The 13,021-nt window shown below is 64.0% G+C and carries 10 protein-coding genes; all 10 read right to left on the bottom strand.

Annotation, left to right across the window (positions count from 1 at the left end; genetic code table 11):
* The coding region (locus tag FFS68_RS12880) for a phosphotransferase family protein (protein WP_137753611.1) at positions 1–1,291 on the bottom strand (1,291 nt) is incomplete at its 3' end.
* Between the two features lie 96 nt (positions 1,292–1,387).
* Positions 1,388–2,035 (bottom strand): hypothetical protein, encoded by a 648-nt coding sequence (locus FFS68_RS12885; RefSeq protein ID WP_137753612.1) that lies wholly within the window; start codon positions 2,033–2,035, stop codon positions 1,388–1,390.
* 62 nt (positions 2,036–2,097) lie between these two features.
* Positions 2,098–3,087, bottom strand: a complete 990-nt coding sequence (locus FFS68_RS12890; protein ID WP_137753613.1) for a TonB family protein — start codon at positions 3,085–3,087, stop codon at positions 2,098–2,100.
* The gene (locus FFS68_RS12895; RefSeq protein WP_137753614.1) at positions 3,053–4,045 is read right to left on the bottom strand and encodes a cupin-like domain-containing protein; all 993 of its coding nucleotides are present in this window, start codon (positions 4,043–4,045) and stop codon (positions 3,053–3,055) included. The genes FFS68_RS12890 and FFS68_RS12895 overlap by 35 nt, the downstream gene beginning before the upstream one ends.
* Before the next feature lie 71 nt (positions 4,046–4,116).
* Entirely contained in the window at positions 4,117–6,723 is a 2,607-nt protein-coding gene (locus FFS68_RS12900; RefSeq protein ID WP_137753615.1) for a hypothetical protein, read from the bottom strand.
* A 340-nt stretch (positions 6,724–7,063) separates the two neighbouring features.
* Positions 7,064–7,543, bottom strand: a complete 480-nt coding sequence (locus FFS68_RS12905; protein ID WP_137753616.1) for a hypothetical protein — start codon at positions 7,541–7,543, stop codon at positions 7,064–7,066.
* 124 nt (positions 7,544–7,667) lie between these two features.
* Positions 7,668–10,967: a TonB-dependent receptor gene (locus FFS68_RS12910; protein WP_137753617.1), complete on the bottom strand. Its 3,300-nt coding sequence runs from the start codon at positions 10,965–10,967 to the stop codon at positions 7,668–7,670.
* Between the two features lie 82 nt (positions 10,968–11,049).
* On the bottom strand, positions 11,050–12,105 hold the full coding sequence (locus tag FFS68_RS12915) for a FecR domain-containing protein (protein ID WP_137753618.1): 1,056 nt from the start codon (positions 12,103–12,105) through the stop codon (positions 11,050–11,052).
* Positions 12,102–12,611, bottom strand: coding sequence for a sigma-70 family RNA polymerase sigma factor (locus FFS68_RS12920; RefSeq protein ID WP_171003868.1), 510 nt, complete (start codon positions 12,609–12,611; stop codon positions 12,102–12,104). Before FFS68_RS12920 ends, FFS68_RS12915 begins: the two co-directional genes overlap by 4 nt.
* A 130-nt stretch (positions 12,612–12,741) precedes the next feature.
* Positions 12,742–12,939 carry a DUF1192 domain-containing protein gene (locus FFS68_RS12925; protein WP_137753620.1) on the bottom strand — a complete coding sequence of 66 codons (198 nt, stop codon included), beginning with the start codon at positions 12,937–12,939 and terminating at the stop codon, positions 12,742–12,744.
* Positions 12,940–13,021: the final 82 nt, after the last annotated feature.

Raw genomic sequence — 13,021 nt, forward strand, 5'->3', positions numbered from 1 at the left:
CGACCGCGCATTTGTCCAGCACCGCGCGGCGCAGTTTCGCGAGCAAGCCGGGTTCGGCGAGGGTGGTCGCGCCGCCGAGCAAGGCATCGGCCAACGCCCGATCTTCGGCGCGCACCCCGGCATCAAGATCGCGCATCACGATCCCCAACGCGTTCATCGCCACCGCGACCTGAAACTTGCCATGCCCCTCGGCGCCGGGTTTGATGTCGTCGGCCAGCCAGTCGCGCACCGCCTGCACGATCTCGCGGTTCGTCGGCTCTCCGGTTGGCGCCGCAGAGGCGGCTGGCGAAGGCGGCAACGCCCTTCCCCGCTCGACCGCGGGCGCCTCCGCCTCCAGCAGCAACAGCAGGTCAAGCTCCTGTTCGGCAGTGCGCCGCCCCACGACCACCCGCTCGACGGTCGGGTCGGCGCCGCTGCGCCACGCCTGCCCCATCTGCAGACAGCCGAGCGCCCACCACAGGGTCCGGTAAACCAGCCAGAAACGGAAGCGATCGGGCTCGACCTGGCCCCCGCTAGCGGCTTCATAGGCGGCGAAATATTCGGCGAGGCTGCCGACCCCGAACGCCGTTCGATCAATCTGGCCGAACCGCCACACCGTCATGCAGCCGAACGCCAGATCCTCATGCGGGTCGCCGCGATGCGCCAGCTCCCAGTCGAGCACGACCGCCAGCCCCCCGCTCTCTTTGGCGACATCGACCATGATATTGCCCATCCGGTAATCGCCATGCACCAGCACGGGGTCGGCAGGCGGCGGCAGATGATCCTCGCACCATTTGATCGCCAGCGCGATCACCGGCCGGTCACCGCCATATTCCAGAAAGCGCGCCTTCAGCTCGGCCAGCGCCGCGGCGGTGTCCATCAGCGGGATCGCCGCCGGGATCGCATGCGCCGGGATGGCATGGATGCGCGCCAGCTCGCGTCCCAGGTCGGTCAGCAGCGATGGCGGCGGGTTGGCGAGTATCTTCGCCGGGTTCACTTCGGCGATCACCCGCCGCATCACATAGCCGGTGCCCATGCCGTCGCCGTCGGCCAGCACCCCGACGACCTCGGGCGCCTTCACGCCTGCCGAATGGGCGGCGATCACCAGCGCCGCCTCGTCGGCATGACCATAGGGCCGCCCCGCCATATAACCGGCTGACGGCGCGCGGCGCAGCACATAGGCGCCGCCCGCCCAATCAAACGCCCAGCTTTCCATATTGGCACCGCCCGACAGGCGCGCCAGACCGGTCAATTCACCGGGGCCGGCAAGGCGGGTCATCAAGCCGGACAGGGCGTGACTCATGCTGCTCATCGACCGATAGTGCTTGCAGTTTACGTAAACGGCAAGCGAACATTTGCGCTTCCCGTCAGCGGGCGTGGGACGCCGCCGAACGTCGCCGCAACGGGTTTAGCGACGCAGGCTCCTGATCCGCCGATCATAGCATTTGGCGGCAAAATGCAGCCCCCACGCCAGCGGGATCGCGGCAAAGACCCAGCGCCAGTCGATGCGATCGATCAACCCTTCGTCGAGGTGCGAGGCATAAGCGAGCAGGATGATCGGGACGACCAGCGCCAGGACGCCGGTCTGGAACCAATTATGCCCGCTGCCCAGCCGCGCCGGGTCGATCGGCAGCGGCGCCCGCGCCGCCACCGCCGCCTCGATGCCGTCGCGGCGCGCGCGCCAGCCCGCGACATAGTCCCAGATTTCGATGCCGATCATGCCGACCTCGACAATGAACACCCCCAGTCCGATCGCGGGGGCATGGAACCGCTGCGCGATCGCGAGCACGTCGAGCAGCCAGCCGCCGCCGAACACGATGGCCAGCAGCGCCCCGATCGCCCACGCGGCCTGCGCCGGGATCGCCGCGATCATCGCATCGACATGCGCCTCGACCTCGCCACGCCAGCGCGCGACCTCGTCGGCCTTCACCCCCCGCGCCCGCCCGTCGCGGCCGCGATAGGCCGGCCCCATGGCGGTATCGACGAACCAGCGGTCGAAACGCCGCAGTTCGGTGTCGCGCATCTGCCGTTGCTGATAATCGCTGATCAAGGCCATGACTGCGCCTTTACCGCAAAGGGTTTACCGACCGGATAATGCGGCGCCGCCGACACGGCCGCTTAAATATGGAATATGACGGTGTTCAGCCAATAGGAGGCGACCGGATTGCCCGCCGCATCGAGCGCGGGTTCAAATTTCGCGTTGCGCAAGATCGCCTTGCACACCGCATCGTCAAACGCCTGGGGGCGGGTCGATTTTTGGATATGGCAAGCGGTCGGCTTGCCCGCCGCATCGACATTCAACCGGAAGTGCACGATCGCCCGCTTGCCCTGCTGGATCATCGCCGGGGGATAGTCGTTGGGCCTTACCCATTTCCCGGGATTGCTGGCCGGGGTCACCTGGCGCGACAGCGTCGCATGTTTTGCCACATCGATGCCCCAATGGCCGAGCAATTCGTCGGTGCATTTGCGAAGCGCCGCCAACGGCGGGCCGAGCGACCCCGTTTCGAGAATGAAGGGTTGGCGGATCGACCGCTTCACCTCGATAAACGTCGCGGCGGCTTCCTGTTCGGGCGTGATCTCCGACCATAGGAAATCCTGCCGCTCGGCCTTGACCGCCGCGTCATAGGCCGCCAATTCCTCCGGCGCGTGGGGCGCGATCCGCACCCCTTCGCGCAGGATCACCGCTGGCATCTTGTTCGCCGAGGTGGCGGGATAGAAATCGACCTCCTGCACGGCTTCTTTGGGCCCGAACCGGACCTGCACCAGACCTTCGTTCAAATTGGTGGCGGCGGGCTTGCCGGTAAAGCTCAGCCGCAACAGATCGCCCGGCTCGTAGCGGTCGGCGACCAAAATCACCCTCTGGTCACCCTCGCCAAAGCTGCGCCCCATGCTGCAACTGTCGTCGGCATAATGGACGTTCCATTTGGAACTCGGCTTCAGACGCAGCGGCTCCTTTGCCCCCGCGTCGCCGGGCAAGACACACGCGGTCAAAAGAACCGCCATCGACCAACAATGCGTCCATGTTTTCATGGACATGATGATGCCGAGCAGCGCCGCGAAACGCAAGCGCGCGTTACAGTGCGCCATAGGATGCATAATCGTCGACATGCGCGTTCGCCCGGCGAAAGCTGGTGAAGCTCATGCTCGCCGACAGGTCGAGCGCTTCGACCTGATGCCACCAGCCGACGGGCAAGAACACCGCCTCGCCGGGACCAAGCACCGTTTCAAGCACCGGCGGCGTGTCGGCGGTGCCGGGTCCGGCGGGCAGCGCCGCATTGCCCCAGCCGGAAAAGCAATGGCGGCTGTTCTTCATGCGGTCGAACGCCCATGGCGGCGCCAGCCGCACCCGCTTGCGGCCGATCACCTGCACCAGCAGATTGTTGGTGAGGTCGTGATGCCAGGGGGTCAGCGTGCCCTTTGGCCCCAGCCAGAAAAAGCCGTCGCGGGTCCGCGCGCCGTCGAGCAGCGCGATCGGCGCCATGTCGTCCCACAGCGGCGCCAGCGCCGCCGCGTTGGTCCCACTGTTATAGGCGGTCAGGTAAATGTCGTTGCTCGCCTCGTCCTTACGCAACCAGTCGATCAGTTCGGCAAAGCGCACAAGGCGGCGGTGGTCGTCCTTGGCGAGCTCATAGTCGGGATCGCGCTCGCGCTCGACCTGCGCCTCGACGACGGCATCGCCGGCGACCGACGCGAAATGATCGAGCGACCAGCGGGTCAGCGCGGGCCAGTGATCGACGATGCGGGTCAGTTTCGCCGGCCGGTTCGCGTCGTAATAATGCCGATAGAAATGGTCGCCCGCGGGCGCATCGAGCGTGCCCAGCACAAAACCGCCGTCGGCCTCGAACGCCAGCCGCTGCTGATTGGCGAACAGCCAGCGCTGCTTGGCCATGCGCGCCGTCTGTCGCCGCAGTTCCGCGGCCATCGGATCCTTGGGCAGCCGCTCAACTTCATATTTCGCCGCCGCAGCCGACACGCCCGCCGCGGTCAGCCGCGCATGCAATGCGGCATCATCATCGCCCGCCGCCAGGCCTTGGGCCAGCAGCGCGCGTTTGTCGGGCTGAGTCATGGACGAACCTCCTCGGCGCGCTCAACGCCATGGCGATGACAAAAGGATGACAGCCGCATGCGCCCACCGTGTCAAAATCGCTTGCGCACGCTGACCCGGGCGGTGCGCCCCAGCGGGTCGATCTCGTCGCGGCTATAGCCCAAGGGGATGCTGCCGTCGTCGAGGGTGACCCGGCGATAGCCCTTGAAGAGATTCTGCACGTCGAACGAGATTTTGAGGTCGTCGGTCAGCGCGCCCTGTTTCGCTGTCCCGAGCAACCGCCCGGGTTCGACAAACAGGGACAGGTTGACCGTCAGCGGCGGTTGGAAACGAAATATCCGGTCGTCGTTGACGACCTGCGCCGGGCTCGCCCAATTGCCATTCACACTGGCGCCGATCCCCTGCTTGCCGACGCTAACTTGCAGCGACAGATTGTGGCGCGATTGGCCGCTGTCGGCGAGCTGGTCGATCGCCGCAACCCCGGGACGGGTCAGCAACGCGCTCGTCAGGCGCCAGCGATGGTTCAGCGACAGCGAAAATTGCAAGGGGTCGGCGCCGGGTTCCCCCCGCGCCGCCGCGCCGCGGCCCGGCAGACGCAGCGCTAGGCCCGAATTCAATCCGGTGTCGGTGTCGCGGGCAATGTTGATCGCGCGCGCATCGACCGCGACCAGCCGCCCCGCCGCGTCGCGCGTCGCCCGCTCGGGAAACGCCGCCTCGATAACCGGGGTCAATTCGGGGAAGGACGCGACCCCGCCCTTGGCAATCGTCTGGCGATAGCCGGCGGTCAGCGACAGCGTCTGGTCGCCGAACGGCCGCACCGTCGCGTTCAGCGCCAGGCTTTGCCGCCTGCTGCGCCCCAGATCGGGGTTGCCGCCGGTAATCCACACCGGTTCGGCGACCTCGCCGCGCGCATAGTCGAATATCCGGTTGACCGTCGTCACGATCGGGCCGTCGAGCTGGTCGAACGAGGGGGCGGTTTCGACAAGGTCGATCGATCCCCGAAACTGGACGATCGCCAGCGGCGACCAGTTGATACCGGCGCCGAACCGTGTCTGCACCGGGGCCTTCGACATCGTCTGGCTACCGATCGACAGGTCGGCGGTCAAATCGCCGAGCGGCCCGATTTCGCTGACCCCGCGGCGCAAAATGGCGGCGGTCAGCGACATTTGGCCATCGATTTGCTCACGCACCGCCCTGCTCACCACCGCCGACCCGCCATTTACGTCGCTCTGCCGGCTTTCGGAGCTGCCGCGGCTGAGGTTCGCGGCGAAGCTGGCCGTCAACGGTCCCGCCGGCAGGGCGGCGACGATCTTTTGTACCTGGAGCCGGGCGTTCAGATTATCGCTCTTTGTGCGGTTGCGACTGCCGAGCAGCAGGCTGGCGTCCCACGCGCCATAGGGGTTGAACGCCCGGTCGCCGGCATCGGTCAGCTGTTGGATGCGGACCAGATCGATGCCGGTTTCGAACAGATTCTCACCCCAACTGCGGTCATAGCTCAAGCCGAGGCTGGTCTGCCAGCCGCCGATCACGCCGTTCAGGGTCAATGACGCGCCCAGCGATTCCGACCTGTTGCCGTTGCGCAGCGGCCGCTCGCCCGCGAACGGCCGCGTCAGCAGAACATCCCCGGCAAAGGGTGACCAGGGGCTGTCCGCCGGGACGACCACCGACGCCATCGGCAGCCCCCACAACCCGTTGCTGCTGTTCCTGCCCGCGTTCAGGCTCAGCGAGGCGGTGAAGGCGCCCACCGGGCGGGTCACCCCAAGGCTCAGCGAGGCGCTGCGCCGCGCCGACAGCAGCGTTTCGAACGCGTCGGGATCGACCGCATCGGTCTGGTCCGCCGTCGCGGCGAAGTCCGTGAGCGCCGGCGCGCCGGACGCGGCGCCCGCCGGGATCGCCGCCATGGTCACCAGCCTGCCGGCGGCCGCGCTGAGCGCCGGATCGATTTCGCCGCCGCCGATCGCCGAAACATATCCGGTGCCGTCGAAAGGCATCGCCGGTCGCGGAATATTCCGCGCATCCTTGCGTAGCGCGCTGTCGCGGGTGACGCGCGCGTTGACATTCCAGCGGACCGGTCCGCTGATCGCGACGCGGCCGACCGACAGATTGCCGCCATATTGCCCGCCCGCGGTCGCCCCATTGACGCCGGCATCAACATTCAGGTCCGAATAGCTTTTTTTCAGCACCAGATTGACGACGCGCTTGCCCGGCGCATAGCCATATTGCGCCGCGGCTTCGGGTTTCAGCACCGCAAGCCGGTCGAGCGCCTCGGGAGGATAGAAGAGGATCGAACGGTCGAAACCCGCGGGCTTGCCGTTGATCAGGATGATCGGCGCCTCGCCGCTGGCGTCGATGAAGGGCGCGAGGCGCGCCAGCAGATCCTGAATGCTGTCGGTGCCCTGTCCGGCGATCTCGTCTTCGGAAAACTCGCTTTCGGCCGCGACCTTGGCCTCGCCATAGCGCTCCGCGGTGACGACGATCTCGTCTTCGGCGTCGGGGCCGGCGGCGCGCGAGGGGACGGAGGCGGCAGCGTCGCGCGGCGCGGCGATCGCTTCAGTGCCGTCGGCGCCGCTGGCCTGGCAAGGCATCGCGGCGAACAAGGCGGGGAGGGCGAACAGCGAGATATGCGTGCGGGACAGGCCGCGCCCGCCCGGATGGCTTCGCAGCGATGCGATGGCGTGGAGGGGAATTTGACAGGTCAAATTTATCTCGCAACCAGTCCAGAGAATATGCACGATCTATTTCGGCCGATGTCCACCGACAAGATGACTTAGTAGCTTCAGATCATAGTATTTTTTGGAATTTTTTCCTGGCATCGGAGGAAAAAAATGGCGCACGAAATCGTGCGCCAAGGTTAGGAGTATCGTGCCATTGGCCGCCCGGTAAACATCAGCGGCGCGTTGGGATTTCGTCGGGATGCCACGGTACCAACGCCCTTTTTACGGCTCCAGCCATGGTCCCGGAAACCATCACCGCCCGCGATAAGGCGAGCGCACGACCGCCGTGCGCTCGCCAAATGACTGCATCAGGCCATCACATCGCTCAATTGCTGATGATACCGTCAATTTTGCAATCGCCGGTGCTCGCGGTAACTTCGGGAAGGGTTGAAGTCGTCGTAAACCCGGTATCGACGGTCAGGGATTCCGTGCCTCCGCTGGTCGAAAAAGTCGCATCGAGAAAGCCGTTGCAATCACCGGGGGTAATGGTTGTGTCGACATCGATACCGCTGATGGTAACGGTCGTTCCGGAAACCGTCACGGGCCACGGCGTCGCCTGGAACACGACCGTATTACAGAATCCGCCGGACCCCGTCAGGACGGGATTGCCGGCCGTGATGCTGGTTCCGTCATTGGTGACATCGATGCTCAGGAAACACGACAGCAGAGGACCCGAGCCCTTTTGCACCAGAACGCCATTTCCACTGAATGTATAGGTGCCAGGCGTGGTGGTAAACGTCTGCGCCGATGCGGCATGGGGGGCGAGAAGCGCCAATGCTGCGGCGATGCCAAGAAGTTTTTTCATTTCACTCTCCTGCATGCATAGAGTTATATTGTAAGTAACGATATAAATCGTCCTATGCATTAAACCGATTCAATATCGCTATTCGATTTCATGTTGGATATTCACCATCTCCCATCGGAATTTTTCAGAATTTCTTGGAGACGTTGAACCCAACAATTCTTGGATCGAGCGTAAAGACGTTGGCGCTTAAGCCCGTGTCGTCGGCGTTGGTGAAAAAGTCGGTGATCGGGGCGTCGTTGAACACATTCTTGACGTAGAGCTGAAAGGTCAGATCGGAATCTGGCCGCGCCAGCGTCACCGCCAGGTTCGTATTGTCCCACGCCCGCAGCCGGTCATATTCGGTGTTGTAAACGCGCGCGAAGCTCTTTGCCTGACGGTAATAGTCGCCGCGGAAGGTCAGCTCCCAATTTCCGCCATCGAGGAAGAACGTATATTGCGCGCCGATGTTGAAGGTCATCCGGGGCGAGTTCGGCAATTCATTGCCCGACAGATCGGCGTCGAAGCCGCGGCCGGCATTGGGCGCGCCGCTGCCGCCCTGGTTGATGTTCAGGCCGATCGTATCGGGATTATAGGGCGCCGCCGGATTATAGGTGAACCCGTATAGTGCATGGTAGGGAACGCCGCCCGGAAAACTCGGGTCATAGCCGCCGATACGGTTCGATCCCGGACAGAAGGCCGCGAGCGCCAGATTGTGGAAAGCCGGATTGCCGCGCAAGACGCGCTCGACCAGCACCTTTGGTGCAATGCAGTTCGACGGCGCCTGGAGCCAGGGACGCAGCACAACCCAATCCGGATCGTTTTGGGTGCGGTTCATCACATCGATCGACTTCGAACCGTCCTTCAGGCGCGTTTTGAGAAGACCGAGATTGGCATCGACGCGGAAAGCCCGCGACGGACGCCATGCCGCCTCGAATTCCAGGCCCATGCTGGTCGCGTCGAAATTTTCGTTGAACGCGATCCGATCGACGATCTGCGAAATCTGATAATCGTCGTAATCGTAAAAAAATGCGGTGGCGTTCAGCGTGAAACGGCCGCCGTCGAAGCTGTTCTTCGTCCCGATTTCGAACGCGTTGAGATATTCGGGGCGAAAAGTTTGCGGCAACGGCAGATATTGCACGATCGCCGGGTTGATATCGACGCGCGGCGGGTTGGTGCCGCCGCCCTTATATCCCCGCGACGCAGAGGCATAGATCAGGGTGTCGTCGGTAAACGCCACCTGGGGCTGCCAATCCAGCACGACGCGGCCGGTGAATTCTTTCCATTCCTGCTTGATGTCGGGAAGCGCCGGATAGCCGCTGTTCACCCGCCCGCCCGTATTCTGGCCGGGAAGAGGTGTTCCCGTTCCGCCGGCCAACAACAATTGGCTGGGGACCTGGGTGGAGATTTTTTTGTCCTGCGTGTAGCGAACACCGGCGGTCAGTTTCAGACTGTCCGTCAAATTCCAGTATAGTTCACCAAACGCCGCCGCGGACTTGGTCCGAATCCCGTTCTGGCTTAGGAAATAATTATGTCCTTGATTATCCAAACCACCGATGGGGTTTCGATCAACATAGATACATTCGCGGCTCTCAAAGCCAAGAGGGCATGGCAGCTGTACCGTATTGCCTGCATTAGAGCTAGTTCCATAGAACCACTCTGAAATGAGGGTGAACATATTGTTGAATACATAATAATTGTCTTGCGATTTGAAATCGAGGTAGTTGACCCCGACATTGAAGTTTAGCGGACCGTCAAAGTCCGACTGCAGGCGAAACTCCTGCGTCCACTGGCGACTTCTCGATTGGCTGAGATCCGCGGACTCAAGCCGATCGGAACAGCCCAGCTGCGGATCGCAATATTGACCCCCCGGGGTTGGTCCCGGGAACAACGTCGTATTGATCAGCTGATTTCGCCCGTTCAGCAACGGTTGGGTGGAGCTGTTGAAAATCGGTGCCGAGACGAAGCGATTATAGTCCTGCGTGGAATAGAAGCGGTCGCGCGCATAGGCCGTCTGCGATACCAGTTTCAAACCGTCCGACGGTTCGAACTCGAGGTTGACCTGGACCACGTCATTCTTCGCGCGGAAGACGGGGTCATAGCTGGTCGCGATTTCGCGCAGGTTTCGCGATTGGACGACGCCGGCAAACGGATCGCCCGGCTTGACGGCATACACATCTTGCCGTGTGACGGGGTTTCTGCCTAGCGAAAGCAGCGTGTTCGGGACAAAAATATAGGACAGCGCTTGCCCATTGGGCGCGCCAAAGGCGGCATCGTCATACAGCGAACCCGGCAGGCAGCCTTGGCTCATCCTGCCGCGCGTGGCCAGATTGGTGACCGCCACGCTGCCGACCATCGTTGGCCCCGGATCGGGGGTGCACAGCTGCTTGCCGGTGCGCGAGCGGTTGTCATTCTCCTGGAAATGCTGCCAGATCATATTGGCGCGGAACCGGTCGCTCGGCTCCCACGCCAGCGACGCGCGGGTCGACCACAGGTCGCGGCCGTTGACCCGCTGCTGCGTGAAGCTGTTGTAGTCGAAGCCGTCGCGACGGGTCCACGCGCCGGCCAGGCGAACGCCCAACGTGTCGGTGATCGGCACGTTGAGCATCCCGCTCGCGCGCATGGTCTCGAAGTTGCCGACTTCGAGCTTCGCCTCGCCCGCCAGATCATTGTCGGGCAGCGCCGGAAGGATGTTGACCACCCCGGCGGTCGCGTTGCGGCCATAGAGCGTGCCCTGCGGTCCGCGCAGCACTTCGACGCGCTGCAGGTCGAAAAACTCCTGCTCGAACAGGCGGTTGCGCACCAGCGGGGTGTTGTTGAAACTGACCGCGACCGCCGGGTCGCTCGACGCCGAAATCGCCTTGGTCCCGATCCCCCGGATCGAGATATTATACATGCTGAAATTGCTTTTGGAAAAATTGACGTTGGGGATGGCGCGCAGCAATTCCGACCCGCCCTCGATCTTGCGGTCGTCCAGCGCATCGGCCGACAGCGCCGTCATGGCGATCGGCACATCGCTGATCTTTTCTTCTTTCTTCTGCGCGGTCACGATGATCTCGGCCTCGCCCCGCACTTCGGCCGCCGCCGGAGCCACCGACACCGGAACCGGGTTGGGCGCCGCGGCGGCAACGCGCGCCTTGGCGGGGGCAATCACGTAAATATTGCCGTCGCGCCGGTAGCTGAGCCCCGTGCCGCGCAACAATGTTTTCAGCGCCACTTCGGGAGCGCCGCGCTGGCGGTACCCGGCGCTGCGCTTGCCGGCGAGTGCCTTGCCGTCGTAAATTACCTGCAGACCCGACGTGCGGGCGAATGCACGCAAGGCGCTGCCAAGATCCTGAGCCGGAATGTCAAAACTATAGACCTGCTGCGCATAGGCTGGCGCCGGTGCGATACTGGCAGAAATCGCACAACCGGCAAGCCCCACAAGCAGATATGGCCGAAGCAACATAAACTCTCCCCATTTGATGAAGGGATCAATTTATTTGCCCCTTTTATAAACTGAGACGCGTGACCTCGATATTTGCGCCCAACTATTTTTCTGCGCGCGTGCTTTCGGTGCTGACCAGCATGATCTGTCCGTCCGCGCGCCGCGCCGCGAGCGGAAACAGCGAGGTCACCCCGGTCACAAAGCTGCCCGGATCGCCGGCGTCGAATACCCCGTTGACCAGATGCCGGCCCGCCGCCGCGTCACCGATGACGATCGGGGTGTCGGCGTAACGATTGATGCGCTCGACCGCGCTGGCCAGCGGTTCATCGACAAAGTCGAGCCGCCCGCCTTCCCACGCCAGCGACCGCCCGACCTCTGCCTGCACGACCTCGGTCGCGCCTGACGACAAATTGGCGACCAGTTCCTGCCCGGGAACCAGCTGTCGGCCCGGGTCGGTTCGCGGCGTCGCCCGGGACGTTGTGCGCGGCGATGGCTGCTCCACGACCGCAACCTGCCCTTCGTACAACAACACCCGCATCTGGTTGTGGAGAAGCTCGACGCTGAACGCGGTGCCCGTCGCGACCACCGCGCGCCGGCCCGCGCGCACCGTGAAGGGGCGCAGCGGATCCTTTGCCACTTCAAACTTGGCGCGGCCGCGCTCGAGCACCAGCGCGCGCCGATCGTCCGAATAGACGACCGACACCCGGGTCGAGGCGTCGAGCGAGAGGCGCGAGCCGTCGTCGAGGCGGACAACCCGGCGCTCGCCAATCCCGGTGCCATAGACATCGGGTCCGCCAGCCAGCGACCAGAAGCCGCCGATTGCCAGCAACAGCGCCGCCGCCATCGCCGCAATCCCGCGATACCAGCGCGCGCGCCGTGCGACCGGCGGCGCAGCGCCGGCATCGCGGGCCGTTTCCATCGCGGTCAGCGCCTTGGCGCGCAGCGACAGAAAGCCGGGCATCTCGGCGATGGCATCGGTGCCTTTCCACACCGTCACCATCTCGTCGAACAAGAGCGGGTGGTCCGGATCGGCCTGCATCCAGGCGTCGAATGCCTCCTGCTCGGTCGCCGTCAGCGCGCGATCCGCGATCCGCCAGCACCATTCGGCGGCCTGCTCTTCCGCTGCGGACGGAATCTGATCGTCGAAGTCGGGGCTCATGATCGGCCTTTCATTCGGCGGGTGAGGAAGGTCAGGGCACGCGAGATATGTTTTTCAACGGTACGCACATTATATCCGAAATTGTCCGCGATGGTCTGTTTCTGAATATTTTCAACGCGGTAGAGGATGAATATCTGCTGGGTCGGGTCGGGGAGAGCCTGAATCGCGGCCCACAGAATGCCGATGGTTTCGCGCGCCGCCGCGACGCGATGCGGGTCGAGGATATCGGCGTTCAGCCCGTCTTCCTGTTCGATCGACAAACGATAGGCGGTGCGCACCTGATCGCGGCGCGCCCGATCGCGCAGCAGGTTCGTCGCGATCCGAAAGATGAAGGCCTCGGTGGAATCGAGCGCGCCCACCTCCGATTGCGCAAGCCGGACGAACACTTCCTGCGTCAGATCCTCGGCCTCGGCGTGGCTCCGCACCCGGCGCGAAAAAAACGCCACCAGCGCCGGCCGGAATTTGCGCGTCACGCTTTCCAAATCAGGGGCGGCTTCAGCGGCCACGCGCACTCCCGTTCAAGCTGTTCCTGATAGCAAGACGCACAGCGCGCCAGGATGCGCCCAAAAATCTGCGCGGCGCATCGCGATCCCGGGTTCACGCCCGACGCTTTGGTGAAACCCTAGGGTCTGGACCCTAGCCCTTTTTGAACAGGGACTCGGCGATCGCCTTGTGGCTGGTCGCAGCGGCGCGGTGCGCCTTGACGCGCTCGATCTCGCCCGCGAGCGTCGCGATACGGTCATCGAGTTCGGCCAGCGACAGCGGATCGAGCGGTTGTTTGGCCAGCGCCGCGAGAATGTCGTCGCGGCGGCGGGGAAGGTCGTCATCGTCCATGGCGGCTCCTCTCTCTCGCTGGTCCCGCGGCAACTGTTGACCCGGTGCGCCACGCTGTCAATAAGGTGGCCGTGAGGGCGAA

Origin of the sequence: Sphingopyxis sp. L1A2A (assembly GCF_005502465.1) — a bacterium.
Classification (GTDB): Bacteria; Pseudomonadota; Alphaproteobacteria; order Sphingomonadales; family Sphingomonadaceae; genus Sphingopyxis.